The organism is Pseudomonas sp. RIT778 (genome assembly GCF_019718735.1).
GTDB lineage: Bacteria > Pseudomonadota > Gammaproteobacteria > Pseudomonadales > Pseudomonadaceae > Aquipseudomonas > Aquipseudomonas aphyarum.
The window spans coordinates 15,532-39,808 of record NZ_JAIHBA010000047.1 but is presented as its reverse complement, the minus strand read 5'-3'; the positions used below and the strand labels follow the sequence as shown (position 1 = coordinate 39,808).

Here is a 24,277-nt window from a genome sequence, read left to right as displayed (position 1 = left end):
ATGGTGCGGGAGGCGATCTTGATCTACAACCAGGAGCGCCCGCACCTGTCCTTAAAATACAAAACGCCCGATGCGGTGCATCGGGCGTTAGGGTGAAACAGGTGTAAACCTATTTCAGGACTAGACATGGTCGTCAGATCAAACCTTGACGATCCAGCCTGCAGGCGCTTCAACGTCGCCGGTTTGCACGCCAGTCAGCTCTTTGTAGAGCTTCTGGGTCACAGGGCCGACTTCGGTTTCGCTGTGGAACACGTGCAGGTGGTCGTTGTAGCTGATGCCGCCGATCGGGGTGATCACCGCAGCGGTACCGCAAGCACCGGCCTCTTTGAAGTCCGACAGCTTGTCGATGAACACGTCGCCTTCGACCACTTCCAGGCCCAGACGGGACTTGGCCAGTTCGATCAGCGACAGACGGGTGATGCCCGGCAGTACCGACGGCGAGTTCGGGGTCACGAACTTGTTGTCGTGGGTGATCCCGAAGAAGTTGGCCGAACCGACTTCCTCGATTTTTTTGTGGGTCAGCGGATCCAGGTAGATGGCGTCAGCGAAGTGCGCTTTCTTGGCCTGGGAGCCCGGCATCAGGCTGGCGGCGTAGTTGCCACCGACCTTGGCGGCACCGGTGCCTTGTGGCGCGGCGCGGTCGAAGGTGGAGATCTGGAAGTTGTGCGGGGTCAGGCCGCCCTTGAAGTAGGCGCCAACCGGGATCGCGAATACCGAGAAGATGAACTCCGGTGCGGTACGCACGCCGATGTTGTCACCTACGCCGATCACGAACGGGCGCAGGTACAGCGCGCCACCGGTGCCGTAAGGCGGGATGAAGCGCTCGTTGGCGCGAACCACGTCCTTGCACGCTTCGATGAACTGCTCGGTGGACACATGCGGCATCAGCAGGCGGGCGCAGCTGCGTTGCATGCGCGCGGCGTTCTGGTCCGGACGGAACAGGTTGATCGAGCCGTCCTTGCAACGATAGGCCTTCAGGCCCTCGAAGCATTGCTGGCCATAGTGAAGGGCAGTGGAGCCTTCGCTGATGTGCAGCACGTTGTCTTCGGTCAGGGTGCCTTTGTCCCACTCGCCATTGCGAAAGTACGACAGATAGCGTTTGTCGGTCTTGATGTAGTCAAAACCCAGCTTGTCCCAGTTGATGCTTTCGTTACCCATGACACCCTCTATCACTGAACAACCGCCGAAGCGGTTCAAGGCTTCTGACGTTTTTTTGGATGGGCACAACAATACTTCATTCTTGAGCGGTTTCGCAGCCCGAAATCTCAGCCTTTGATCGTTCCCACGCTCTGCGTGGGAATGCAGTCCGGGACGCTCTGCGTCCCAACAGCCGAACGCGGAGCGTCCGTGGAGGCATTCCCACGCGGAGCGTGGGAACGATCTGCGACCGAGAGTTACAGGTGCAACGCGTGCCCAAGCGCACGCAACGCCGCTTCCTGCACCGCTTCACCCAGGGTCGGGTGCGCGTGGATGGTGCCGCCGATGTCTTCCAGTCGCGCACCCATTTCCAGGCTTTGGGCGAACGCAGTCGACAGCTCAGACACCCCGACACCCACCGCCTGCCAGCCGACAATCACATGATTGTCCCGACGAGCGACTACCCGCACGAAGCCGGTTTTCGATTCCAGCGTCATCGCCCGGCCATTGGCCGCGAACGGGAAGTTCGACACGATGCAGTCAAGTCCCGCCGCCTTGGCTTCATCCGGCGTCTTGCCGACGACCACCAGTTCCGGGTCGGTGAAGCACACCGCAGCGATGGCGGTCGGGTTGAATTCGCGGGTCTTGCCGCTGATCAGCTCGGCGACCATTTCGCCCTGAGCCATGGCGCGGTGGGCCAGCATCGGTTCGCCGCTCAGGTCGCCGATGGCGTAGACGTTGCGCATGCTGGTCTGGCAGCGGCTGTCGATCTTGATCGCCGAGCCGTTCATGTCCAGGTTCAGCGCTTCGAGGTTCCAGCCCTGAGTGTTGGGTTTGCGACCGACGGCCACCAGCACCTGATCGGTTTCCAGGTTCAGGGTGTCGCCGTTCGGATCGCGCACCTGCAACGTACCGTCGAAGCCCAATACGCTGTGCTTCAGGTACAACTTCACGCCCAGTTGCTTTAGCGCATCGTGCACCGGTTGGGTGAGTTCGGCGTCGTAGGCCGGCAGGATCCGATCCTGCGCCTCGACCACGCTGACCTCGGCGCCGAGCTTTCGGTAGGCAATGCCCAGCTCCAGACCGATGTAACCACCGCCGACCACGATCAGACGTTTCGGTACCGACTTTGGCGCCAGCGCTTCAGTGGACGAAATGATCGGCCCGCCAATCGGCAGGATCGACAGGTTGACGCTTTTCGAACCGGTGGCCAGCACCAGGTGTTCGCACTGGATGCGGGTGTCGCCGACTTCCACGGTCTTGCCGTCGATGACCTTGGCCCAGCCATTGATGACCTGAACCTTGTGCTTCTTCAGCAACGCGGCGACGCCGGTGGTCAGGCGATCGACGATACCGTCCTTCCATTCGACGCTTTTGGTGATGTCGATGGTCGGCGCCGAAACGCTGATGCCCAGTGCCGAATGCTGGTTGTGGTGTTGAGTCTGGTGAAACTGTTCGGCCACATGAATCAGCGCTTTCGACGGAATGCAGCCGATGTTCAGGCAGGTGCCGCCCAGCGATTCGCCCTCGACCAGAATGGTCGAAATGCCCAGTTGCCCGGCGCGAATGGCCGTCACGTAACCGCCGGGGCCGCCGCCGATGATCAGCAGCGTGGTGTTCAGAGATTGCATGCCATCACTCCACAAACAGGGTCGCGGGTTGTTCGAGCAGACCACGAATGGCCTGGATGAAGAGCGCCGCGTCCATGCCGTCGACCACGCGGTGATCGAAGGAGCTGGAGAGGTTCATCATCTTGCGGATCACCACCTGGCCTTTGACGACCATCGGGCGTTCGACGATTTTGTTGACGCCGACGATCGCCACTTCCGGCAGGTTCAGCACCGGGGTGCTGACGATGCCGCCAAGGGCGCCGAGGCTGGTCAGGGTGATGGTCGAGCCGGACAGTTCATCGCGGCTGGCCTTGCCGTTGCGGGCGGCGTTAGCCAAGCGGGAGATTTCCGCCGCGCTGTCCCACAGGCTGCGCGCCTCGGCGTGACGCACCACCGGCACCATCAGGCCGACATCGCTTTGGGTAGCGACGCCGACATGCACCGCGCCGAGGCGGGTGATGACCTGGGCTTCGTCGTCGTAACGGGCGTTCATTTGCGGGAAGTCGCGCAGGGCGACGACCAACGCGCGCACCAGGAATGGCAGCAAGGTCAGCTTGCCACGACTGGCACCGTGTTTTTCGTTCAGGTGGGCACGCAGTTCTTCAATCGCGGTGACGTCGATTTCCTCGACATAACTGAAGTGCGCAGCACGCTGAGTGGCGTCCTGCATGCGCTGGGCAATCTTGCGGCGCATGCCGATAACCTGAATCTGTTCTTCATCGTTGCGCTGAGCGTACGCGGCAGCGACCGGCGCCGAAGCGTTCGATTGACCTTGCGCCAGATAGGCGTCGAGGTCTTCGTGCAATACGCGACCGACCGGGCCGGAACCGCGCACCAAACGCAATTGAATGCCCAGGTCCAGCGCATGCTTGCGCACGGCCGGTGAGGCCAGCGGGCGCTCATCGGCTTCGCGAGCGACCATCGGGCCCTGGCAAACGGCAGCCGCCGGACGCGGTGCGGCAACAGCAGGTTTGTTTTCAACGACAGCTTCAACTTTGGGTGCGACTGGAGTTTCTTTCGCCGCAACAGGCGCCGGTTTGTCCGACTCCTTCAAATTGCCTGCGCCTTCAACCTCGATGCTGATCAGAATACTGCCGACCGCCATCACTTCACCCGGCTGACCGCCGAGTGCAATCACCTTGCCGTGGACTGGCGACGGAATGTCGACCATCGCCTTGTCGGTCATCACATCCGCCAGCACCTGATCTTCAACGACCAGATCGCCGACCTTTACGTGCCACTGCGACAGTTCTACTTCTGCGATGCCTTCGCCGATGTCCGGCATCTTGATAACGTGCGTGCCCATTCAGACCTCCATGACCCGTTTCAGCGCCGCGCCCACTCGGGACGGCCCAGGGAAATACGCCCACTCCTGCGCGTGCGGGTAGGGGGTGTCCCAACCGGTGACGCGTTCGATCGGCGCTTCCAGGTGATGGAAGCAATGCTCTTGCACCAGCGACACCAGTTCGGCGCCGAAACCGCAGGTGCGGGTGGCTTCGTGAACCACGACGCAACGGCCGGTTTTCTTCACGGATTTGACGATGGTTTCCAGGTCCAGCGGCCACAGGCTGCGCAGGTCGATGACTTCAGCGTCAACGCCGCTTTCTTCGGCGGCGACTTGCGACACGTAAACGGTGGTGCCGTAGGTCAGGACGGTCACGTCCTTGCCCGGACGGGTGATCGCGGCAACGTCCAGCGGCACGGTGTAGTAACCGTCCGGAACTTGCGCGGCCGGGTGTTTCGACCACGGGGTTACCGGGCGGTCGTGGTGGCCGTCGAACGGGCCGTTGTACAGGCGTTTTGGCTCGAGGAAGATCACCGGGTCATCGTTTTCGATGGAGGCGATCAGCAGGCCTTTGGCGTCATACGGGTTGGACGGCATGACGGTGCGCAGACCGCAGACCTGAGTGAACATCGCCTCGATGCTCTGGCTGTGGGTCTGGCCGCCGTAGATGCCGCCGCCGCAAGGCATGCGCAGGGTCATCGGCGCGGTGAACTCGCCGGCCGAGCGATAACGCAGACGGGCGGCTTCGGAAATGATCTGATCGGACGCCGGGTACACGTAGTCGGCGAACTGAATCTCGGCGACCGGGCGCAAGCCATAAGCGCCCATGCCCACGGCGACGCCGACGATGCCGCTCTCGGAGATCGGCGCGTCGAACACCCGCGAGGTGCCGTACTTGGTCTGCAGGCCTTCGGTGCAACGGAACACGCCGCCGAAGTAACCGACGTCCTGACCGAACACCACAACGTTGTCGTCACGCTCAAGCATCACATCCATGGCCGAGCGCAGGGCCTGGATCATGGTCATGGTGGTCGTGGTCATGGCGGTTTCCAACTGAATATTGTTGTTGTGATCGTTCATGTCAGATCCCCAACTGCTGACGCTGGCGCTTCAAGTGCTCCGGCATCTCTTTGTAGACGTCTTCGAACATGGTCGCGGCGCTCGGAATCTGGCCGCCGGCGAGGGTGCCGTACTGTTCGGCCTGTTTCTGCGCTGCGATCACTTCGGCTTCGAGCTCGGCGCTGACGGCGGCGTGCTCTTCTTCCGACCAGTGGCCGACCTTGATCAGGTGCTGTTTCAGGCGGGCGATCGGGTCGCCCAGCGGGAAGTGGCTCCAGTCGTCGGCAGGACGGTATTTGGACGGATCGTCGGAGGTCGAGTGCGGCCCGGCGCGGTAGGTGACCCATTCGATCATGGTCGGGCCGAGGTTGCGGCGGGCGCGTTCGGCAGCCCAGGCGGAAGCGGCGTAGACCGCGTAGAAATCGTTGCCATCAACCCGCAGCGAGGCGATGCCGCAACCGACGCCGCGTCCGGCGAAGGTGGTGGCTTCACCACCGGCGATGGCCTGGAAGGTCGAGATTGCCCACTGGTTATTGACCACGTTGAGGATCACCGGCGCACGGTAAACGTGAGCGAAGGTGAGGGCGGTGTGGAAGTCCGATTCGGCGGTGGCACCGTCGCCGATCCAGGCCGAGGCGATTTTGGTGTCGCCCTTGATCGCCGAGGCCATGCCCCAGCCCACGCCCTGGATGAATTGAGTAGCGAGGTTGCCGGAAATGGTGAAGAAACCCGCGTCCTTGACCGAGTACATGATCGGCAACTGACGGCCCTTGAGCGGATCGCGCTCGTTGGACAGCAGTTGGCAGATCAGGTCGACCAGTGGTACGTCGCGGGCCATCAGGATGCTTTGCTGGCGGTAGGTCGGGAAGCACATGTCGTCGATGTTCAAGGCCAGGGCCTGAGCACTGCCGATGGCTTCTTCGCCGAGGCTCTGCATGTAGAACGACATTTTTTTCTGACGCTGGGCGACCACCATGCGGTTGTCGTAGATCCGGGTCTTGAGCATGGCGCGCATGCCTTTGCGCAGGATCTCGACCGGTACGTTTTCGGCCCAAGGGCCGAGGGCGTTGCCTTGGTCGTCGAGCACGCGAATCAGGCCACGGGCCAGGTCGGCGGTGTCGGCGGGTTCTACGTCGATGGAAGGTTTGCGCACCGTACCGGCATCGGTCAGATGCAGGTAGGAGAAATCGGTTTTGCAGCCTGGGCGGCCCGAGGGTTCAGGGACGTGCAGACGCAGCGGTTCATACGCTTGGGTCATGGCTTCTACGCTCGATCTTGTGAATTTCTTGTAGTGAGCTGGCAGTCATTCTTCGATAAAAGAAATCTTGTCCTACAACAATCATAGGCCCGGGCAAGAAGAATATTTCTCTCTGTTTCGTTGCGCTGGAGATCATTTGCAGATAGAAATTCTGCATAAACATAAAAAACAGGTGGTTTTGTCTCATGCGCAAACTGGACCGTACCGACATCGGCATTCTCAACAGCCTTCAGGAGAACGCGCGCATCACCAACGCCGACCTGGCCCGATCGGTCAATCTGTCACCGACGCCGTGCTTCAACCGGGTCAAGGCGATGGAGGAGCTGGGGCTGATCCGCGAGCAGGTAACCCTGCTGGATGCCGACCTGCTGGGGCTGCACGTGAACGTGTTCATTCACGTCAGTCTCGAGAAGCAGGTAGAGGAAGCGCTGCAGCATTTCGAGGAGGCCATTTCCGACCGCCCCGAAGTCATGGAGTGCTACCTGATGGCCGGCGACCCGGATTATCTGATCCGGGTGCTGGTGCCGACCATTCAGGCGCTCGAACGCTTCATGATGGACTTTCTGACCAAAGTCCCCGGCGTGGCGAACATCCGGTCGAGCTTTGCGCTCAAGCAGGTGCGCTACAAGACGGCGTTGCCGTTGCCGGCCAATGGCCTGATCCTCGGGAGCTGAGTACTCAGCCTTGGTCAAGATCCGCATAGCCGTAATCCAGACTTGCCGTGTTCAAGGTCTGTTCGACCCTGAAAGGCTGCAGCCAAGGCGCAGGCTCGTTGTCCGGGCTGAACATCAGCGTTGAGCCGAGCATCCCGTGCGGTGCGTTCTCGGGAAACGCGATCACTGGTTCTGTCGGGTGGTTGCGTTTCCAGCGCTCCCAGAGATAGTCGAGATAGCAGTGATGCAGGAAGAACACCGGGTCGTTGGGGGAGGCCGCTTCTCTCATGTTGCCTCCAATCCAGGCATGGACACCGTTGTGCATTGTTTCCATGAGGTTTTCCCATCCGGCCGGTTCGGACCAATAAGGCGTTCTGTTCAACACGGACTCGACGTCCTGCGCAGAGGGCAGCGGCGGGGCATCGGCTCCGAAGTTGCGCCGCAAGCCGGCGTCACCCGTCTCTCCGTCCCAGACCTTTATGCCGAATAAACGACGCTGAAAGGCAAACGGCCCAATAGTGACCCGCTGGTTTTGTACCGGGTCGCCATCTCTGCCCATGAAGTCGTCGGTAAAGGGGTCGTCCGCACCACTCATGCTCCAGTTCCAGTACGGCAGCGTGATGGTCGGGTTGTTTGCGGCGGCTTGCAGTTCCAGCTCGAACTGGCGAATCAGGATGCGGTGCCAAGGGAAAAACAAGGGGGTTCCATGAGGGTTGGGAAAGATCGGGTTGCCTCGCCCCATGGAATTCTTGTGGATTTGTACAAAGTCGTCGTAGCGACTTTGCTGGCCAGGGCGCAGAACGCTGGGACTCTGGTTTTTCAGTATCAGAATGGCATTTACGAAGGCGTGCTTCTGTTCCGGCGTCAGGTCGCGATGGTTACGGCGAATATCCATATTGCCAAATCTCCATGAGTTGATTACCCCATGAAGTCTGCCTGTCGGCCGAGATTACGCCCAGTTCATGGGATCCGACGTGACAGGTACGAATACCCTTGTTTCCGGTCCCCTCAATGATTTTTTCTTACACAGCGTTGATCGGAATCTTCAGGTAGACAACGCCATTGCCTTCCGCGGGCGGTAAATTCCCCGCCCGCACATTCACCTGAATCGCCGGCAGCAACAACGTCGGCATGCCCAACCCTGCATCGCGCTTGGTGCGCATCTCGACAAACGCGGCTTCATCGACGCCGTCATGCACATGGATATTGCTTTTACGTTGTTCGCTAACGGTGGTCTGGCACTGCGAGTCGCGACCTTGCGGCGGGTAGTCGTGGCAGACGTAAAGCTTCACGCTGGCAGGGAAGGCCAGCAATTTGTGAATCGAGTTGAACAGTTGATGCGCGTTGCCGCCGGGGAAGTCGCAGCGGGCGGTGCCGACGTCGGGCATGAACAGCGTGTCGCCGACCAGAATCTGTTCGCCGTCGATCAAATAGGCCATGTCCGCCGGGGTGTGACCGGGGACGTGCAGGGCGGTGGCCTTGAGATTGCCGATCCGGAACGACTCGTTCGGCGCGAACAGATGATCGAACTGCGAGCCGTCGACGCGAAATTCCGGTTCCAGGTTGAACAGCGCCTTGAACACGTTCTGCACTTTGCTGATCGACTCGCCAATCGCGATTTTCCCGCCCAGTTCTCGACGCAGATAGGGTGCGGCGGACAAATGATCGGCATGGGCGTGAGTTTCCAGCAGCCACTGCACTTGCAGGTTATGAGCCCGCACGAAGGCGATGATCTTGTCCGCCTGAGCCGTGCAGGTGCGGCCGGCGGCACCGTCGTAATCAAGCACCGGATCGACGATTGCGCACTGCCCGCCGTCGGCCTCGTAGACCACATAGCTGTAGGTCGAAGAGGCGGGGTCGAGGAAAGCTTCAATCAGCGCGGGCATGGACGCGGTCCTGTGCAGGAAGGTGAAAAGTCAGGTTGCAACACTTTATGTAAACACATAATGTCCGCAGCTTAAGTGACGTTGAAGGCATCCTGCAAATGCAATCCAGTCTGACCGAATGTGAAGTCGCCCAACTGCGCGCCTCGGCCTCCAAGGCCTGTTCGCTGCTCAAGGCATTGGCCAACGAAGATCGATTGTTGATCCTGTGCCAGTTGACCCAGGGCGAGCGCAACGTTGGCGAGCTGGAGAAAATGACCGGCGTGCGTCAGCCGACCCTGTCCCAGCAACTGGGCATCCTGCGCGATGAAGGGCTGGTCGCGACCCGTCGTGAAGGCAAGTACATTTTTTACGGTCTCGCCAGTCACGAAGTGATCCAGGTGATGAAAACCCTTTCCGGACTCTACTGCGGAGCCGTGCTCAAAAGCTGGGCGCAATAGACCCGGCTATCCTTGCGTGCAGCCATAAGGAACAAACAATGAACGATCAACACTGGGGCCCATCCATCAGTGCGGACATCGTGGTCATCGGCGGTGGCACTGCCGGCATCGGTTTTGTCGCGAGTCTGCTCAAGCGCGATCCCGGCCTGAAAATCACGGTGATCGAGCCGAGCACCCTGCATTACTACCAGCCGGCGTGGACGCTGGTCGGCGGTGGCGCCTTTGATGCCAAAGACACCGCCCGACCGATGAACAAAGTGATGCCGCGTCAGGCCACCTGGATTCAGGCAGCCGTGACCGGCATCGACCCCAACCAGCGCCGTCTCACCCTCAACGATCAACGCACCGTCACCTATCAGAACCTGATCGTCTGCCCCGGCCTGCGCCTGGCGTGGGAGAAGATCGAAGGCTTGCAGGAAAGCCTCGGTCAGCACGGCGTCACTTCCAACTACAGCTATCAGCACGCGCAATACACCTGGGATCAGGTGCAGAAACTGCGCGGCGGCAAAGCGCTGTTCACCCAGCCGCCGATCCCGATCAAGTGCGCCGGCGCGCCGCAAAAGGCGCTGTATCTTTCCTGCGATCACTGGCTCAAGCGCAATGTGCTGAGCAAGGTCGACGTCGAGTTCAATCTGGCCGGTGCCGCGCTGTTCGGTGTGCCGACCTTCGTGCCGCCGCTGATGAAGTACATCGAAAAATACAACGCGCGGCTGGCGTTCAATTCCAATCTGGTGAAGGTTGACGGCCCGGCGAAAACCGCCTGGTTCGACGTCAAGGATGCGGACGGCAATGTCACCCGTCAGGCCAAGACCTTCGATTTGCTGCACGTCGTCCCGCCGCAGGTTTCACCGGATTTCATCGCACAAAGTCCGTTGGCCGACGCCGCCGGATGGTGCGAGGTCAACCCGCACACGCTGCAACATCCGCGTTATCGCGAAGTGTTTGCCCTGGGCGATATCTGCGGCACCACCAATGCGAAAACCGCCGCGGCAGTGCGCAAGCAGGTCGTGGTGGTAGCGGAAAACCTGCTCGCCTTGCGCAAGGAACTGGCGCTGCCGCTGAAGTACGACGGCTACGGTTCCTGCCCGCTGACGGTGGAGAAGGGCAAGGTGATCCTCGCCGAGTTCGGCTACGGCGGCAAGTTGCTGCCGACCTTTCCCCTCGACCCGACCGTGCCGCGCCGCTCCGCGTGGTGGCTGAAGGCGGCGCTGCTGCCGTGGTTCTACTGGAACGGCATGCTCAAGGGCCGCGAATGGCTGACAAGCCTGTCCAGGGTCGACTGAGAACACTCTATGTTGCTGGCAAGTCTGTTTGGCGTGGTGATGGGATTGATCCTCGGTCTGACCGGGGCCGGCGGCGGGATTCTCGCCGTACCGGCGCTGGTGCTCGGGCTGGGCTGGACGATGACGCAAGCGGCGCCGGTGGCGTTGTTCGCCGTCGGCAGTGCAGCGGCGGTCGGCGCGATTGATGGTTTGCGCCATGGGCTGGTGCGTTATCGCGCGGCGCTGTTGATCGCGGCGCTCGGCGCGGTGTTTTCGCCGGTGGGCATCTACTTCGCTCATCAGTTGCCGGAAAAGGTTCTGATGATCCTGTTCAGCCTGCTGATGGTGATGGTGGCGTGGCGCATGCTGCGCCGCGAACGCCAGCAAGAGGGCCCGAGCGACCATGGCCACGCCAGTTGGGGCCAGAAGAACTGCATGCTCAATGAGCAGACCGGCCGTTTCGACTGGACCGCCAAATGCACCGCGACCCTCGCGGCTCTGGGCGCGGTCACCGGTGTGGTGTCCGGTTTGCTGGGGGTGGGTGGCGGGTTTTTGATCGTGCCGGCGTTCAAGCAACTGACCGATGTGCAGATGCGCGGCATCGTCGCCACGTCCTTGATGGTCATCAGTTTGATTTCCGCGATCGGCGTGATCGGCGCGTTCCATGCCGGAGTGCGGATCGACCATCTGGGCGCGTCGTTCATCGTCGCCAGCATCGTCGGCATGGTTATCGGCCGCAAACTCTGTGCGCGAGTACCGGCGAGGACGTTGCAGGTGGGGTTTGCCAGCGTATGTCTGGTGGTCGCCGCATACATGTTGCTGCGGGCGTGAGACAAGATCTGTGGCGAGGACCAGGCGCCCTCGCCACAGCGTCAGCGTTACAACACCAGATGCGGTAACCACAGCGACAGCGCCGGAACGTAGGTCACCAGCATCAGCACCAGGAACAGCACGGCGTAGAACGGCAGCAGCGCCTTCACCGTGCTTTCGATACTGACCTTGCCCACCGCCGAACCCACGAACAGCACGGCTCCTACGGGCGGCGTTATCAGGCCGATACCGAGGTTGACCAGCATGATCATGCCGAACTGCACCGGGTCGACACCGATACCGAGAATCACCGGCATCAAGATCGGCGTGAGGATCAGGATCAGCGGCGCCATGTCCATCACGGTGCCGAGCAACAGCAGCATGACGTTGATGCACATCAGGATCACGTAGCGGTTGTCGGACAGGGTCAGGAACAGCGTGGTGATCTTCGCCGGGATCTGCATCAGGGTCATGATGTAGCCGAAACTGGCGGCGAAGCCGATCAGGATCATCACGATGGAAATGGTGCGCACCGTGCGGTGCATCAGTTTCGGCAGTTCACTCCACTTGTAGTCGCGGTAGATGAACATGGTGACGAAAAACGCCCACAACACGGCGATGGCCGCCGACTCGGTGGCCGTGAAGATCCCCGAGAGAATGCCGCCGAGAATGATCACCATCGCCATCAGCCCCCACAGCGCTTCGCCGCAGATCTTCAGGGCTTCGCGCAGCGGGATCACTTCGCCCTTGGGATAGTCGCGTTTACGCGCAAAAATCAGGCACAACACCATCAGGCACGCGCTCATCAGCAGGCCCGGCACCACGCCGGCCATGAACAGTGAAGCAATCGAAACGGTGCCGCCGGCGGCCAGCGAGTAGAGCACCGAGTTGTGACTCGGTGGAGTCAGCAGAGCCTGCACCGAACCACTGACAGTCACCGCTGTAGAGAATTCCCGAGGGTAGCCCTTGCGCTCCATTTCCGGGATCAGCACCGAACCTACCGACGCGGTATCGGCCACCGACGAGCCGGAAATCGCGCCGAAAAAGGTCGAGGCCATGATGTTGACCAACGACAGCCCGCCCCGCACGAACCCCACCAGGACCCCGGCGAACGCCACCAGCCGTCGCGACATGCCGCCCTCGGCCATGATTGCGCCGGCGAGCACGAAGAACGGAATCGCCAGCAGCGAGAATTTGTTCACCCCGCCCGCGACCTGGATCATCAAGGCCTGAAACGGGATGTCGATCCACCATGCGCCGATCAGCGCCGACAGCCCGAGCGCGTAGGCAACCGGCATGCCGATCAGGATCAGTGCGATAAAACTGCCCAGCAGAATCAATGCGTCCATCAGGCAGCCCCTTCGTTTTCTTCAACCAGGTCGAACCGCACCACGCGGCGATTGCTTTGATCGCCGAGCAAGAGTTTTTCGAACACGAAAATCAGCGTCAGCGCACCACCCACCGGGATCGGCATGTAGGTGATGCCGACCCGCAATGTCGGCAGGGCGCTCATGAACTGGTTCCACGTCGACAGGCACAGCTTGGTGCCCCAGATGGTCATGAACAGGCAGATGGTGCCCATGAGCACTTGCGAAACGATGCTCATGGTGCGGCGCATATTCGGTTGCAGGCGATCGGTGACCATCGCTACCGCCATGTGCGCGCCGGCGCGATAGCTGGCGGCGGCCCCGATGAAGGTGAAGACCATCATCAGCAGGATGGCGGTGGGCTCCGGCCAGCTTGAGCCGGTGCCGAGGACGTAACGGGCGAACACGCCCCAGGGAATGATCAGGGAAATGGTCAGCACCGACAGACCGGCGACCCAGATGCAGGCCATGTAGATCCGGTCATTGATGCGCAGCAGCAAATTCTTCATCGGGTTTCACCGTAACCGGGCAGGCGTGAGCGTCGAGCGACGCCAGCGCTGCCGGGCCTTGTATTGAGGGCAGGGAGGTTACTGAACGGCTTCGATGCGCTTGATCAGGTCGACGTAGGGCGCGCCGTATTTTTCGCGGATCGAAGCGGTGGCCTCGTAGAAGGGTTTCTTGTCGACGGTGATGAACTCGACGCCGGCGGCCTTGAGTTTCTCTTCACTGCTGGCCGACTTGGCATCCCACAAGGTGCGCTCCTGGGCCTGCGCCGCCTTGGCGGCTTTTTTCACCAGCGTCTGCTGATCGGGGCTGAGTTTTTCCCAGGTGATTTTCGACATCACGATGGGCTCGGGCAGGATCAGGTGCCCGGTCAAACTGTAGAACTTGGCGTTCTGGTAATGGTTGTGTTCGAGCAGGGTCGGCGGATTGTTTTCCGCGCCGTCGATGACGCCGGTCTGCAGGGCACTGAAGATTTCGCCGGTGTCCATGGCAATACCGTTGCCGCCCATGGCGTTGATGGTCTCGATGAACATCGGGTTGCCCTGCACGCGGATTTTCATGCCCTTGAGGTCTTCGAGGCTGCGCACCGGTTTCTTGGTGTAGATGTTGCGCGTGCCGCCATCCATCCACGCCAGCGCCACGAGGTTGAATTCGGAGTTCGTGATCTTGTCGAGGATTTCGTCACCGATTTCACCGTCGATGATCTTGCGCATGTGCGCCTGATCACGGAACACGAACGGCATGTTGAATACGTTCACGTCCGGCACCACCGGCCCGACGATCCCGAGGCTGACGCGGGCCATCTGGATGGCGCCGACCTGGGCCTGTTCGACCACTTCCTTTTCCGAGCCGAGTACACCGCCTGGGAACATCTTGAAGGTCAGCTTGCCGTCACTTTCGGCAACCAGGGTTTTGCCCAACTGTTCTTCAGCGACCACGGTCGGATAACCGGCGGGGTGGATGTCGGCGAATTTGATTTCCAGCGCCTGAGCGGCGCTGCCGAGGGTGAGCGCGAGGGGGAGAGCGGCGGCGAGCAACGTGCGTTTGAAGTCCATGAGGGGGTTCTCCAGTCTTGTTATTTTTTTGTTCAAGGCACAGCAATGCAGCAAGGACGGGTTACAGCAGATCGTCGAACATTGGCTCCGGTAGGCCTTTGACGCCGGGGTTGAGGGCGAACACGCCGCCGGCCAGCGATTGCGGATCCTGGTCGTCGCCGGGGCGGATCGAGGTCACGAACAAGGTGTCCATCCGGCTGCCGCCGAAAGCGCACATGGTGGGTTTTTTCACCGGTACCGGCAGCGAGTGGTCAAGGCGACCGTCGGGGGTGAAGCGATGGATCAGGCCGACATCGTTGGCGCAGATCCAGTAACAGCCATCGGCGTCCACGGCGGCACCGTCGGGGCGGCCGTAAAAATGGTTCATGTCCACGAACACCCGTCGGTTGGAGGGTGTGCCTGTCTCGGTGTCGTAATCGAAAGCCCAGATCAGTTGGACGTTCGGGTGCGAGTCCGACAGGTACATGGTTTTGCCGTCCGCGCTGAAGCCCAAACCGTTGGGCACGATGAAGCCATCAAGCTGTGCCTCGATCACGCCTGTTTGCCCGGCACCGTAACGATAGAGCCGGCCCTCGGGCAGATTCAGGCCCATGTTCAGCACCATGCTGCCGGCCCAGAACCGACCCTGGCGGTCGCAGCGGCCGTCGTTCAGACGCATGTCCTGGCGGTTGTGTTCCACGGTCGCGAGCAGGTCGCTGTCGAGGCTGCCATCGCCATTCGGTTGTAAATGAAAGAACCCGCTCTCCATCCCGGCAACCCAACCGCCCTTGCTGTGGCGGGCGATGCAGGCAAGCATTTCGGGAGTCTTCCAGGCATGAATGTGGCCAGTGTCGGCGCTCCAGCGCTGCAGGCCGCCGTTGGGGATATCGACCCAGTACAAGGCGTTTTCCTGTGGCACCCACACCGGACTTTCACCCACCGCGTTGCGGGCGTCGACGATCAATTCGGCTTGCATACTCATTCCCTTGGTGTGTTCTTTTGGCGACGGATCAAACGCAGCGATCAATCGCCGAACGGGCCGGCCGCGACGAAGGCGCCGCCCTGATAGATACGCGCCGGGTCATCGCTGGCGGGCATTGGCTGCGCCTCTACCTTCTCGCGAAACACTTCGGACGTATCTCTGGCCTCGAAACCGAGGTGGCTGGCGAAGCGGTTGTCCCACCACACGTCCTTGTTGGCGGACATGCCATAAACCACGGTGTGGCCGACGTTGGGGGTGTACAGCGAACGTTCGAGCAGTTGAGTGAGGTCGTCGAAGCTCAGCCAGGTGTGCATCATTCGGCGGTTCTGCGGTTCGGGAAACGACGAGCCGATGCGGATGCTGACGGTTTCGATGCCATATCGATCGAAGTAGAAACTGGCCATGTCTTCGCCATAGGACTTGGACAGACCGTAGTAGCCGTCGGGGCGTCGAGCGGAGCTGGCGTCGAGGTGTTCGTCCTGTTTGTAGAAGCCGATGACATGGTTGGAGCTGGCGAAGATCACTCGCTTCACACCGTGTCGGCGTGCCGCTTCATAGATATGGAATACGCCGCAGATGTTGGCGCCGAGGATTTCTTCGAAGGGGCGCTCCACCGAGACGCCGCCAAAGTGCAGGATTGCATCTACGCCTTCGACCAGTTGATGCACGGCGGTTTTGTCGGCGAGGTCGCAGATGACGATTTCTTCGCGATCATCGATGGCCGGGGCGAGGGCGGCGATGTCCGACAGGCGCAGCACATTGGCATAGGGGCGCAGACGTTCACGCAAGACTTTGCCCAGGCCACCGGCGGCGCCGGTCAGCAGCAGGCGATTGAACGGAGTTGGGGTGGTGGGGGTGGACGTCATGGCAATCCCTTACACGTTGTTATTAGGTTTGTTGTAGGTTGTCGTATGACTGCGCTGAAGTATCGGTAGGGTTTCCGGAACTTGTCAACGCGACTTTCGGTGTAAGTGACGGAAGGCCGATTCACCTTCCGCTCACCCCATGCCAGGGTTTACAACAACGAAATCGGGTAACTGATGAAGATCCGGTTTTCATCGAATTCATTGGTGCTGAAGTTCCGGCGAATCGTCGCGTTGCGCCATTTGACGTTGAGGTTCTTCAGCGGGCCGCTCTGCACGGTGTAGGCCAACTCCGACTCGCGCCCCCATTCCTTGCCGTCGGTGATGGTGCCGGTGTGCACGTTGTCACCGCTGATGTAGCGATTCATCAGCGTCAGGCCGGGGACGCCGAGGACCACGAAGTTGTAGTCGTGGCGGATCTGCCAGGAACGCTCCTGCGCGTTGTCGTAACTGGCGTTGTAGCTGTCGTTGGCAAGGGTGCCGCCGCTGGTGCCGTTGACGCGCATCCAGGCATCGTCGCCACTGAGTTTTTGCAGGCCGATGTAGAACGTGTTGCCTCCGTACCGGGCCGAGAGCATGGCGAAAGCGGTTTTGTTGTCGAGGTCGCCGGCCTGGGCGCTGCCATCTTCCTTGCCGGCGAAGAAACCGAGGTTGGCGCCCAGCGTCCAGTCGCCCAGTGGCTGGCTGTGGCTGATGTTGAAGTACTGCTGTTGGTAGATGTCGCTGAGTTCGGCGTACCACAGACCGACAAGCGTGCGTTTGTCGTTGAAGGTGTATTCGCCACCGCCGAAGTTGAAACGGTCGGACGTGAATGCGCCTCGGCCGTTCATCGACATGTCTTCCATGCTGGCATCGTTGCGCGGGCTGTTGCCACGGAACTGGCCACCGTAAAGGGTCAAACCATTGATTTCGGTAGAGGTGATCTGGCCGCCGCGAAACGTCTGGGGCAGGGAGCGGCCATCATCCGACCGCAGGATCGGCAACACCGGCATCCACTCGCCGACCTTCAATTCGGTCTTCGACACCTTGGCCTTGAGCGCCACGCCCAGGCGCCCGAAATTGTCCGCCGGGCGCCCGTCATCGTGGATCGGCAACAGCTGCGTACCGCCCGTGCCTTTGCCGCCATCAAGCTTTTGCGAGTACAGCCCCAGTACGTCCAGGCCAAAGCCGACAGTGCCCTGGGTGAAACCGGATTTGGCGTCGAGGATGAAGTTCTGCGTCCACTCTTCAGCCTTGCCCTGCGGGTAATTCGGGTTGACGAAGTTGCGATTGAAGTAGGCGTTGCGCAGGTTCAGGGTGGCTTTGCTGTCTTCGATGAAGCCCTCGGCATCGGCGCTCATCGGCAAGACGAGAGCGAGACTGCTGCAGCCGATCAGGCCCAGGGTGGAACGCGGGCGGGAGGCAGAAAAACGGGACGTGCGGACGGAATTGCAGACGAGTGTGCTCACGGTAACGCTCCCTGTTTCATTTCTTGTTTTTATTAGTCGTTATACGTCGTCGTACAACATGGTTGCGGATAGTTGCGATGTTTTCCGCAAAAGTCAACAGCCAGTTTTGCGATCACATTTCGTGAGCTGGCAGCCCTTTCAGATGCTATGAAGAGGGCTGCTTTCGGCGGTTTTACCGGTTATAGAGCGCCTCGGTGTTGTCGATCAGCGGGTTTTTCTCGGTCAGGACGATCTGGGCAATCTTGTCCTTGCGCATGAATGTCACCTTCGGATGCGATTGCGCGTAACGGATAAAACGCTCCATGGCCTCGACCATCGCCGGGGTGCCGCCGATGCGGTCGTGCAGACTCACCGACATCATCCGCCGCTTGCTCGCGCCTTCGGCGTAGAGGCGATCGAATTCCAGCACCAGTTGCTGGTAGAACTGCTCCGCGGAGAAGTGTCGGCCCTCGACCAGCACGATGTCGTTGTTGCGCAGGGTGTACGGCACCACGGCGAATTTTCGCCCGCGAACCATGGTCACGAACGGCTCATCGCGGCTGACGTCGTCGATGTGGTAGGTGAAATTCAGATCCTGCAGCACCTTCAACGTATTGGGACTGCGCCGCAGCCAGTTGGCGTTGTAGCCGACCGAGCGCTGGCCGGTGATTTTCTCCACCGCTGCGACGCCGTCGCCTATGAACTGCTTTTCCTGGGCGTAATTCATGTTGTACGAATCGGCCCAGCGCATGCCGTGGGCCGCCAGTTCATGGCCGCGCTCGGCAATCGCCTTGGCCAGTTCCGGGTGCTTGAGCGCCGCTTCGCCGACCACGTGGGAGGTGACTTTGATGCCAGTGCGATCCCACAGATCGAGCATGCGCCACAGGCCTTCCTTGTAGCCGTAATCGAACCAGGTCTGCGCCGGCAGGTCCGGATAACCTTTTGGCAGCGGTGTACCAGAGAATGGGCTTTCAGCGCCTTCGGGCTGGCCGCCGGTTTCGAATTGCATCGACACCGAAATCACCAGTTGCGAGCCATCCGGCCACGGGCGTTCCTGGGCAAAGGCGAGGGCCGGCAGCAACAGTGCGGCGGCCAGCAGGTTTTCAGCAGACGCGGGGAGCGTTGCCAACGGGGAGTGGTCATATCGGGCACCTTGCAGGTTGAGAAGTGCTGCAAGGTTGGCATTCGCCAGGCCCGGGAAAAATCCGCTGCGGGCGAGATGACTTTTAAACAAATTTTACGAATCCACCCCAAACCCGTGTGAGCAGCCAGCCACAGGGATATGGGTTTGGCTACCGTTTTGCGGCACACTCAAGCCATCACCGTACAAGGCCGATCAATGAACCAATACGCCCCGCGCAACTGGCAGCCGCACGAGAAGCCCAGTCTGCCCGGTTCCCCTTCGACACCGTTGCACTCCAACCCCAAGCGCCTGGCTTATGCGCTGGTGGGCTTGCTGGTGGCGGTGACCGGTGGACTGGGTAATGCGCTGGTGGTCGCCAACCTGCCTTATCTGCAAGGCGCGCTCGGGGCGACCACGGCGGAGATGGCCTGGCTGCCGGCAGCGTACGTGATGACCAACGTATCGATGAACCTGCTGCTGGTGAAGTTTCGCCAGCAGTTCGGCTTGCGCGCGTTCACCGAGGTGTTTCTGGTGCTGTATGCGCTGGTGACCTTCGGCCATCTGTTCGTCAATGACCTGAATTCGGCGATCGCCGTGCGTGCGGCCCACGGCATGGTCGGCGCGGCGTTGAGTTCGCTGGGCCTGTATTACATGGTGCAGGCGTTCCCGGCCAAATGGCGGATGAAGGCATTGGTGCTGGGGCTCGGCACCTCGCAACTGGCCTTGCCGCTGGCGCGGCTGTTTTCCGAAGACCTGCTGCAGATCGCCGAATGGCGCGGCCTGTACCTGTTCGAATTGGGCATGGCACTGCTTTCACTGGGCTGCGTCTTGATGCTCAAGTTGCCGCCGGGTGACCGGTTCAAGACCTTCGAACCGCTCGACTTTCTCACCTTTGCGATCCTTGCCAGTGGCGTGGCACTGCTGTGCGCCGTGTTGTCCCTGGGCCGGATCGACTGGTGGCTGGAGGCCGACTGGATCGGCATCGCCCTGGCCGCGTCGATTGTCCTGATTCTCGCGGGGCTGGCCATCGAACATAACCGCAGCAACCCGATGCTGATGACCCGCTGGCTCGGTAGCGGGGTGATGATCCGTCTGGCGCTGGCGGTGATCCTGATTCGCATGGTGACCTCGGAGCAATCCACCGGCGCCGTCGGCTTCATGCAAAACCTGAACATGAGCAGCCAGCAGCTTCATAGCCTGTATGTGGTGATGCTGATCGGAAGCGTCGCCGGGCTGCTGACCAGTGCGCTGACCATCGACCCGAAACACCTGCTGATGCCGCTGATCATTTCGCTGGCGTTGATGGCCACCGGCTCGATCATGGACAGCTCATCGAACAACCTGACCCGCCCCGGCAACCTGTATTTCAGCCAGTTCCTGCTGGCGTTCGGCAGTACCTTTTTCCTCGGCCCGACCATGGTGCTGGGCACGCGCAACGTGCTGACCAACCCGCGCAACCTCGTGAGTTTTTCGGTGTTGTTCGGGATCTGCAACAACCTCGGCGGCCTGATCGGCGCGGCGTTGCTGGGGACGTTCCAGATCGTGCGCGAGAAGTTTCATTCCAGCCACATCGTCGAGCAACTGGTGATGTCCGATCCCCGCGTCGCCGCGCGAGTTCAGAGCGGCGGTTCGGCGGTCGGCTCGCTGATTGCCGACCCGAGCCTGCGCAACCTGCAAGGCATTCGCAGCCTGGCGAACGCCGCGACCCGCGAAGCCAACGTACTGGCCTATAACGATGTGTTCATGCTGATCGCAGTGATCGCGATCCTGACCATGATCTGGATTTCCATCCGTGCGCTGTGGCTGATCAGCACCACCAAAGCCGTCGCCCCGACACCTTCCGTACCTTCCAGCGGTGCCACTTCTTCATGACCGAACCAACTACCACGACCACCAATGCCATCGCCGCCACCCCTGAAGGCGTGGCGCCGCCGTCATCACCGAACACCGAGCCGCGCTCGTTGCGGGTGCGGATCATCTCGTCGCTGGGCTTTGCCGCGATTGCCATCGTCGGCGTGCTGATCGTGTTGTACGCCTGGCAGTTGCCGCCGTTCAGCAGCGCGGTCGAGACCACAGAAAACGCCCTGGTGCGCGGGCAGGTGACGATCATCGGCCCGCAGCTTAGTGGCTATGTGTTTGAAGTGCCGGTGCAGGATTTCCAGTTTGTGAAAGAGGGGGATTTGCTGGTGCGTCTCGATGACCGCATCTATCAGCAACGTCTCGACCAGTCGTTGGCACAACTGGCGGTGCAAAAGGCCTCGCTGGCCAACGTGGTGCAGCAGCGCAACAGCGCCGAAGCCACGATCAAGCTGCGGCAGGCGGTGGTAGCGGACAGCGAAGCGCAGTTACGCAAAAGCGAGGCCGACTTGCGACGCAACAAGGCGCTGGTCAACGACGGCTCCGTGTCCAAGCGCGAGATGGATGTGGCTTTGGCTGCCAATGCACAGAGCATCGCGGCGGTGGCGCAGGCCAAGGCCAATCTGGAAATCGCCCGGCAAGATCTGCAAACGGTGATCGTCAATCGCGGTTCGCTGGAAGCGGCGGTAGCGAGTGCCGAGGCGGCGGTGCAGCTGGCGCGGATCGACTTGTCCAACACCCGGATCATCGCCCCGCGTGACGGTCAGCTCGGGCAGATCGGCGTGCGCCTCGGCGCCTACGTCAACTCCGGGGCGCAGTTGATGGCGCTGGTGCCGAACCAGAAATGGGTGATCGCCAACCTCAAGGAAACCCAGATGGACAATGTGCGCGTCGGGCAACCGGCGAGCTTCACCGTCGATGGCTTGAACCACCGCAAATTCACCGGCCACGTGCAGCACATCTCGCCGGGCACCGGTTCCGAATTCGCGTTGTTGCAGGCCGACAACGCCACCGGCAACTTCGTGAAAATCGCCCAGCGGGTACCGGTGCGCATCACCATCGATCCGGATCAGCAGGAGAGCGAGCGTTTGCGGCCGGGGATGTCGGTGGTGGTCAGCATTGATACGGCGGCGGGCGACACCCAGAAACACTGACCTCAGGCGGCGATCATCGGCGGCAGGGTGCCGAGCACGGAAACCGCCGCCACGGCGCCGGTCCCCAGCAGCCATTCGAGCATGACGCTGCGCTTGAGGGTGTCGAGCCGTTGTTCGCAATCGTTGATCCGCAGGCGATTGAACAGCGCCAGTGCAAGCATGCCGAACACCAGCAGCGCCTTGATCAACAGGATCAGGGCGAACCCCGAGAACAACGGCGTCGGCCACCATTGGCCGGTGAGCACACGCACGTTGATCAACCCGGTGATCAGCAGGCCGGCGACCAGCCCGTAGCCGAGACCGCTGAATCGCCGCAGGATTTCGCGCACGGCCTGGTGGGGTTGGCGCAGGATCATCACCAGCATCAGCAGCCCGCCAAGCCAGGCAGCGACGCAAGTCAGGTGAATGACCTGATTGAGGATCAGCATCTGCCCGCTGAAACCGTCGAGCATCGCGCCGTGACCGACCGGCGCCAGCGTCATCAGCAGCAGCGCACTCAGGCCCAGCCGCAATGGCCGGTTCGAACGCCACGGCGTAAACAGCAACGCCAGCAACAGCGCATTGATCAACAGATGCCAGCGCCAGACCTGACCGAAAAACGTATGACCGAGAACCAGCTCGACGGTGGCCGGATCAAACGCGGCAGCCGCCGAACCGGCCATGCTTGCGGTAATTAGCAACGCCCAAATGACGCCGCTGGCCAGGGCAATCGCCGCCAGCCAGCGAGCCAGTCGCGCGAGGTGCCGATCCAGCGCCGGCGCTTCACCCTTGAGTAGCAGGGGCCGGAACAGCCAGGCCCCGAACAGCATCAACACCACGATGAAATGCAGGAACCGGCACAGCACCAGCGCTTCACTCATGAATTACTGGCCAACCTTGAACTGATAGGCGCCTTCACTTTTGTGCGTATCGACCGACACCGCGTGCCATTCGACCTTGTACTCGCCAGCGGTCAGCGGTGCTTCGGGGGTAACGATCAGGGTTTTCTTGTCGCCTTCGGTGGTCAACGGTTTGACCGCCACCGGCTTGCCGTCATGGGTCACGGTGACTTTGGTGAAGCTGGCTTCGACGCCTTCGGAAAACACCAGGCGCAAATCCGCCGGCGCGGCAACGGTGCTGTCGGCAGCCGGGGTCTGGCTTTTCAGATGGGCGTGGGCGAACGCCTGGGAAGTGACGACCAGCGAAGCCAGCAGCGCGCCAGCGGTGAACAGTTTTTTCATCGACATGGAAAGATTCCTTTCAGTGAAATGGCGGGCTGAGTATAGAACGTGGATCACAGGGCTTTCAGGCGCATGTGAATGACCGGGAAGGGCCGGCCTTCGCCGTCGAGTGCCGAGCGGCCGATGTCCTCGAATCCGTAGTGCCGATAGAAGCCGTGGGCCTGCGGGTTCTGTTCGTTGACGTCGACCTTCAGCAACGGGCGGCGGACGTGGTCGAGCAAGCGTCGGCCGATGCCCTGGCCACGAAACGCCGGGTCGATGAACAGCATCTGCACGGTGTCGTCGTCGGTGGCGATGAAGCCTGCCGGGGAGTGATCGGGGTTCTCGAAAACCTGCACGTCCAGCGCGGGCAGGTAGGTGTCACGCACCAGCGGGAACAGCCGGTGGATGTCGTCTTCCGGGAGGAAATCGTGAGTCGCGCGGACCGAGCGCTCCCACAGTGCGGCGAGCTGCGGATCATCCGCAGCGATGCGCTTTCGAATGGTCATGGACAGATCCTTCAGTGTCTGACGGGGAGAAGGAGGGCGATCCTAAACCAGAAAAAAGCCCAAGTGTGTGAAGAATCGTTCTCGGCTGTCGCCCCTTGCCCAGAGCGGATGCTAGTCTTCAACAACGTTGTCTTCAGGGAGCCCTCATGGGCAATCACAAGATCGAAATCCGCCGCACCAACGTCGACAAGATCCTGCTGGCGGCGGAAAAAGTCTTCGCCGAAAAAGGTTTCGGCGGCACCGCCATGGCGGACATCGCGGCTGAAGTGCAGCTGCCGCGATCCAACCTGCATTACTACTTTTCGACCAAGAGCGAACTGTACAGCGCAGTGCTGTTCGACCTGCTGGAAGTGTGGAAGCAGGACGCGCTGTGCTTCGAGATGTTCGACGATCCGCGCGTGGTGCTCAGCAGCTACATCCGCGCCAAGATGAACCACTCGCGCAGCCGGCCGTATGGCTCGAAAGTCTGGGCCAACGAAATCATCCACGGCGCCCCGACCCTCGGCGAGGCGCTGGATGTGAGCCTGTACGACTGGGCGAAGATGAAAGAGGCGAAGATCCGGCAGTGGGTGGAGGACAAGCGGATTCTGCCGGTGGAGCCGTCGAGCCTGCTGTATATGATCTGGGCGTCGACGCAGCACTATGCCGACTTCGATCATCAGGTGAATATTTTGAATGAGCACCAGCCGTTGTCGGACATGCAGTTCGAGCGGGCGGTGCAGACGGTGACGAGTGTGATTTTGCGGGGGATAGGCTTGGAACCGTAACTGATCGTTCCCACGCTCCGCGTGGGAATGCCTCAAGGGACGCTCCGCGTTCCAGTGGGACGCAGAGCGTCCCGGGCTGCATTCCCACGCGGAC

General features: G+C 61.1%; 24 protein-coding genes. 7 read left to right on the top strand and 17 right to left on the bottom strand.

The features are described from left to right. Window positions 1–138 precede the first annotated feature (138 nt). The 5 genes from K5E37_RS26835 to K5E37_RS26815 all read right to left on the bottom strand — a co-directional run bounded on the left by K5E37_RS26835 (window position 139) and on the right by K5E37_RS26815 (window position 6,349). Window positions 139–1,158 carry a branched-chain amino acid aminotransferase gene (locus tag K5E37_RS26835; protein WP_085602685.1) on the bottom strand — a complete coding sequence of 340 codons (1,020 nt, stop codon included), beginning with the start codon at window positions 1,156–1,158 and terminating at the stop codon, window positions 139–141. A gap of 236 nt (window positions 1,159–1,394) precedes the next feature. Then, entirely contained in the window at window positions 1,395–2,768 is a 1,374-nt protein-coding gene (lpdA, locus tag K5E37_RS26830) for a dihydrolipoyl dehydrogenase (protein ID WP_221535598.1), read from the bottom strand. 4 nt (window positions 2,769–2,772) lie between these two features. Further along, window positions 2,773–4,053 carry a dihydrolipoamide acetyltransferase family protein gene (locus tag K5E37_RS26825; protein ID WP_221535597.1) on the bottom strand — a complete coding sequence of 427 codons (1,281 nt, stop codon included), beginning with the start codon at window positions 4,051–4,053 and terminating at the stop codon, window positions 2,773–2,775. Then, window positions 4,054–5,112, bottom strand: a complete 1,059-nt coding sequence (locus tag K5E37_RS26820) for an alpha-ketoacid dehydrogenase subunit beta (protein ID WP_007952909.1) — start codon at window positions 5,110–5,112, stop codon at window positions 4,054–4,056. A 1-nt stretch (window position 5,113) separates the two neighbouring features. After that, the gene (locus K5E37_RS26815; RefSeq protein WP_007952906.1) at window positions 5,114–6,349 is read right to left on the bottom strand and encodes a 3-methyl-2-oxobutanoate dehydrogenase (2-methylpropanoyl-transferring) subunit alpha; all 1,236 of its coding nucleotides are present in this window, start codon (window positions 6,347–6,349) and stop codon (window positions 5,114–5,116) included. A gap of 185 nt (window positions 6,350–6,534) precedes the next feature. Here K5E37_RS26815 and bkdR point away from each other — a divergent pair, with 185 nt between their 5' ends. Beyond that, window positions 6,535–7,023 carry a Bkd operon transcriptional regulator BkdR gene (bkdR, locus tag K5E37_RS26810; protein ID WP_085602691.1) on the top strand — a complete coding sequence of 163 codons (489 nt, stop codon included), beginning with the start codon at window positions 6,535–6,537 and terminating at the stop codon, window positions 7,021–7,023. Between the two features lie 4 nt (window positions 7,024–7,027). Here bkdR and K5E37_RS26805 read toward each other — a convergent pair whose 3' ends face one another. Both K5E37_RS26805 and K5E37_RS26800 read right to left on the bottom strand, forming a co-directional pair. Continuing rightward, window positions 7,028–7,897, bottom strand: a complete 870-nt coding sequence (locus tag K5E37_RS26805) for a tyrosinase family protein (protein ID WP_221535596.1) — start codon at window positions 7,895–7,897, stop codon at window positions 7,028–7,030. Between the two features lie 127 nt (window positions 7,898–8,024). Continuing rightward, window positions 8,025–8,888: an MBL fold metallo-hydrolase gene (locus tag K5E37_RS26800; protein ID WP_221535595.1), complete on the bottom strand. Its 864-nt coding sequence runs from the start codon at window positions 8,886–8,888 to the stop codon at window positions 8,025–8,027. 98 nt (window positions 8,889–8,986) lie between these two features. Here K5E37_RS26800 and K5E37_RS26795 point away from each other — a divergent pair, with 98 nt between their 5' ends. The 3 genes from K5E37_RS26795 to K5E37_RS26785 are packed head-to-tail and all read left to right on the top strand — an operon-like array spanning window position 8,987 to window position 11,418. Beyond that, window positions 8,987–9,325 carry a helix-turn-helix transcriptional regulator gene (locus K5E37_RS26795; protein WP_007952897.1) on the top strand — a complete coding sequence of 113 codons (339 nt, stop codon included), beginning with the start codon at window positions 8,987–8,989 and terminating at the stop codon, window positions 9,323–9,325. 38 nt (window positions 9,326–9,363) lie between these two features. Then, complete coding sequence (locus K5E37_RS26790; RefSeq protein ID WP_221535594.1) at window positions 9,364–10,608, top strand: FAD/NAD(P)-binding oxidoreductase; 1,245 nt, start codon at window positions 9,364–9,366, stop codon at window positions 10,606–10,608. Window positions 10,609–10,617: 9 nt separating this feature from the next. Next, window positions 10,618–11,418, top strand: coding sequence for a sulfite exporter TauE/SafE family protein (locus K5E37_RS26785; protein WP_085602699.1), 801 nt, complete (start codon window positions 10,618–10,620; stop codon window positions 11,416–11,418). A gap of 47 nt (window positions 11,419–11,465) precedes the next feature. On the opposite strand, the gene K5E37_RS26780 is transcribed toward K5E37_RS26785, so the two are convergent. The 7 genes from K5E37_RS26780 to K5E37_RS26750 all read right to left on the bottom strand — a co-directional run bounded on the left by K5E37_RS26780 (window position 11,466) and on the right by K5E37_RS26750 (window position 18,808). Beyond that, a complete protein-coding gene (locus K5E37_RS26780) occupies window positions 11,466–12,746 on the bottom strand; it encodes a TRAP transporter large permease (RefSeq protein ID WP_221535593.1) in 1,281 nt (426 codons plus the stop codon). Further along, window positions 12,746–13,273, bottom strand: coding sequence for a TRAP transporter small permease (locus K5E37_RS26775; RefSeq protein ID WP_085602703.1), 528 nt, complete (start codon window positions 13,271–13,273; stop codon window positions 12,746–12,748). The genes K5E37_RS26780 and K5E37_RS26775 overlap by 1 nt, the downstream gene beginning before the upstream one ends. A 78-nt stretch (window positions 13,274–13,351) precedes the next feature. Beyond that, the gene (locus tag K5E37_RS26770; protein ID WP_085602705.1) at window positions 13,352–14,323 is read right to left on the bottom strand and encodes a TRAP transporter substrate-binding protein; all 972 of its coding nucleotides are present in this window, start codon (window positions 14,321–14,323) and stop codon (window positions 13,352–13,354) included. A gap of 61 nt (window positions 14,324–14,384) precedes the next feature. Beyond that, window positions 14,385–15,278 carry an SMP-30/gluconolactonase/LRE family protein gene (locus K5E37_RS26765; protein ID WP_221535592.1) on the bottom strand — a complete coding sequence of 298 codons (894 nt, stop codon included), beginning with the start codon at window positions 15,276–15,278 and terminating at the stop codon, window positions 14,385–14,387. 47 nt (window positions 15,279–15,325) lie between these two features. After that, window positions 15,326–16,150, bottom strand: coding sequence for an NAD(P)-dependent oxidoreductase (locus tag K5E37_RS26760; RefSeq protein WP_221535591.1), 825 nt, complete (start codon window positions 16,148–16,150; stop codon window positions 15,326–15,328). Window positions 16,151–16,299: 149 nt separating this feature from the next. Then, on the bottom strand, window positions 16,300–17,595 hold the full coding sequence (locus K5E37_RS26755; RefSeq protein ID WP_221535590.1) for an OprD family porin: 1,296 nt from the start codon (window positions 17,593–17,595) through the stop codon (window positions 16,300–16,302). 172 nt (window positions 17,596–17,767) lie between these two features. Further along, a complete protein-coding gene (locus K5E37_RS26750) occupies window positions 17,768–18,808 on the bottom strand; it encodes a polysaccharide deacetylase family protein (RefSeq protein WP_260404544.1) in 1,041 nt (346 codons plus the stop codon). A 105-nt stretch (window positions 18,809–18,913) separates the two neighbouring features. Between K5E37_RS26750 and K5E37_RS26745 the strand changes: the two genes are divergently transcribed. Next, a complete protein-coding gene (locus K5E37_RS26745) occupies window positions 18,914–20,569 on the top strand; it encodes an MFS transporter (RefSeq protein WP_221535589.1) in 1,656 nt (551 codons plus the stop codon). Beyond that, window positions 20,566–21,708 carry an HlyD family secretion protein gene (locus K5E37_RS26740; RefSeq protein ID WP_127798562.1) on the top strand — a complete coding sequence of 381 codons (1,143 nt, stop codon included), beginning with the start codon at window positions 20,566–20,568 and terminating at the stop codon, window positions 21,706–21,708. The genes K5E37_RS26745 and K5E37_RS26740 overlap by 4 nt, the downstream gene beginning before the upstream one ends. Window positions 21,709–21,710: 2 nt before the next feature. Here the strand turns inward: K5E37_RS26740 and copD are convergent, their stop codons facing one another. From copD to K5E37_RS26725, 3 genes are read right to left on the bottom strand one after another with little or no spacing between them, the layout of a single operon-like run. After that, on the bottom strand, window positions 21,711–22,568 hold the full coding sequence (gene copD, locus K5E37_RS26735) for a copper homeostasis membrane protein CopD (RefSeq protein WP_221535588.1): 858 nt from the start codon (window positions 22,566–22,568) through the stop codon (window positions 21,711–21,713). A 3-nt stretch (window positions 22,569–22,571) separates the two neighbouring features. Next, complete coding sequence (gene copC / locus K5E37_RS26730) at window positions 22,572–22,934, bottom strand: copper homeostasis periplasmic binding protein CopC (RefSeq protein WP_108562568.1); 363 nt, start codon at window positions 22,932–22,934, stop codon at window positions 22,572–22,574. A 47-nt stretch (window positions 22,935–22,981) separates the two neighbouring features. Continuing rightward, window positions 22,982–23,416 (bottom strand): GNAT family N-acetyltransferase, encoded by a 435-nt coding sequence (locus K5E37_RS26725; protein ID WP_085602722.1) that lies wholly within the window; start codon window positions 23,414–23,416, stop codon window positions 22,982–22,984. 146 nt (window positions 23,417–23,562) lie between these two features. Here K5E37_RS26725 and K5E37_RS26720 point away from each other — a divergent pair, with 146 nt between their 5' ends. Then, entirely contained in the window at window positions 23,563–24,183 is a 621-nt protein-coding gene (locus tag K5E37_RS26720) for a TetR/AcrR family transcriptional regulator (RefSeq protein ID WP_007952885.1), read from the top strand. Window positions 24,184–24,277: the final 94 nt, after the last annotated feature.

Excerpts from the sequence above, each read along its gene's own strand:
- K5E37_RS26835 (WP_085602685.1), bottom strand. The coding sequence starts at position 1,158 with ATGGGTAACGAAAGCATCAACTGGGACAAGCTGGGTTTTGACTACATC.
- lpdA (WP_221535598.1), bottom strand. The coding sequence starts at position 2,768 with ATGCAATCTCTGAACACCACGCTGCTGATCATCGGCGGCGGCCCCGGC.
- K5E37_RS26825 (WP_221535597.1), bottom strand. The coding sequence starts at position 4,053 with ATGGGCACGCACGTTATCAAGATGCCGGACATCGGCGAAGGCATCGCA.
- K5E37_RS26820 (WP_007952909.1), bottom strand. The coding sequence starts at position 5,112 with ATGAACGATCACAACAACAATATTCAGTTGGAAACCGCCATGACCACG.
- K5E37_RS26815 (WP_007952906.1), bottom strand. The coding sequence starts at position 6,349 with ATGACCCAAGCGTATGAACCGCTGCGTCTGCACGTCCCTGAACCCTCG.
- bkdR (WP_085602691.1), top strand. The coding sequence starts at position 6,535 with ATGCGCAAACTGGACCGTACCGACATCGGCATTCTCAACAGCCTTCAG.
- K5E37_RS26805 (WP_221535596.1), bottom strand. The coding sequence starts at position 7,897 with ATGGATATTCGCCGTAACCATCGCGACCTGACGCCGGAACAGAAGCAC.
- K5E37_RS26800 (WP_221535595.1), bottom strand. The coding sequence starts at position 8,888 with ATGCCCGCGCTGATTGAAGCTTTCCTCGACCCCGCCTCTTCGACCTAC.
- K5E37_RS26795 (WP_007952897.1), top strand. The coding sequence starts at position 8,987 with ATGCAATCCAGTCTGACCGAATGTGAAGTCGCCCAACTGCGCGCCTCG.
- K5E37_RS26790 (WP_221535594.1), top strand. The coding sequence starts at position 9,364 with ATGAACGATCAACACTGGGGCCCATCCATCAGTGCGGACATCGTGGTC.
- K5E37_RS26785 (WP_085602699.1), top strand. The coding sequence starts at position 10,618 with ATGTTGCTGGCAAGTCTGTTTGGCGTGGTGATGGGATTGATCCTCGGT.
- K5E37_RS26780 (WP_221535593.1), bottom strand. The coding sequence starts at position 12,746 with ATGGACGCATTGATTCTGCTGGGCAGTTTTATCGCACTGATCCTGATC.
- K5E37_RS26775 (WP_085602703.1), bottom strand. The coding sequence starts at position 13,273 with ATGAAGAATTTGCTGCTGCGCATCAATGACCGGATCTACATGGCCTGC.
- K5E37_RS26770 (WP_085602705.1), bottom strand. The coding sequence starts at position 14,323 with ATGGACTTCAAACGCACGTTGCTCGCCGCCGCTCTCCCCCTCGCGCTC.
- K5E37_RS26765 (WP_221535592.1), bottom strand. The coding sequence starts at position 15,278 with ATGCAAGCCGAATTGATCGTCGACGCCCGCAACGCGGTGGGTGAAAGT.
- K5E37_RS26760 (WP_221535591.1), bottom strand. The coding sequence starts at position 16,150 with ATGACGTCCACCCCCACCACCCCAACTCCGTTCAATCGCCTGCTGCTG.
- K5E37_RS26745 (WP_221535589.1), top strand. The coding sequence starts at position 18,914 with ATGAACCAATACGCCCCGCGCAACTGGCAGCCGCACGAGAAGCCCAGT.
- K5E37_RS26740 (WP_127798562.1), top strand. The coding sequence starts at position 20,566 with ATGACCGAACCAACTACCACGACCACCAATGCCATCGCCGCCACCCCT.
- copD (WP_221535588.1), bottom strand. The coding sequence starts at position 22,568 with ATGAGTGAAGCGCTGGTGCTGTGCCGGTTCCTGCATTTCATCGTGGTG.
- copC (WP_108562568.1), bottom strand. The coding sequence starts at position 22,934 with ATGTCGATGAAAAAACTGTTCACCGCTGGCGCGCTGCTGGCTTCGCTG.
- K5E37_RS26725 (WP_085602722.1), bottom strand. The coding sequence starts at position 23,416 with ATGACCATTCGAAAGCGCATCGCTGCGGATGATCCGCAGCTCGCCGCA.
- K5E37_RS26720 (WP_007952885.1), top strand. The coding sequence starts at position 23,563 with ATGGGCAATCACAAGATCGAAATCCGCCGCACCAACGTCGACAAGATC.